Annotated in this window: 1 protein-coding gene; it reads left to right on the top strand. The window is 69.4% G+C overall.

Annotated elements, in window-relative coordinates; translation table 11 throughout:
* Positions 1-222, top strand: a 222-nt coding sequence (locus tag OWC43_RS23250) for a hypothetical protein (RefSeq protein WP_393958655.1), incomplete at both ends; no start/stop codon positions are given.

The following is a 222-nucleotide window of genomic DNA, read 5'->3' on the forward strand; positions in this document are numbered from 1 at the left end:
GCCAGCCGCCTCGCCATCGGCAGCCGGGCCATCCAGATCGCCGGCCTCGACTTCGAGTGCGTGCGCGACGGCAACGGCACGCTCACCGGCGAGGTTCGCTGGTCACAGGGCTGGCTCACCTGGACCAACGATGCAGGCGGCACGTCGAGCGTCCACATCCCAGGAGGAATCGCTTGGCCTGGTAGCCGGGAGACGAACTTCTGGTGGGAGCACGGGGCCAGC

Origin of the sequence: Methylorubrum sp. POS3 (genome assembly GCF_043352485.1) — a bacterium.
Classification (GTDB): Bacteria; Pseudomonadota; Alphaproteobacteria; order Rhizobiales; family Beijerinckiaceae; genus Methylobacterium; species Methylobacterium suomiense.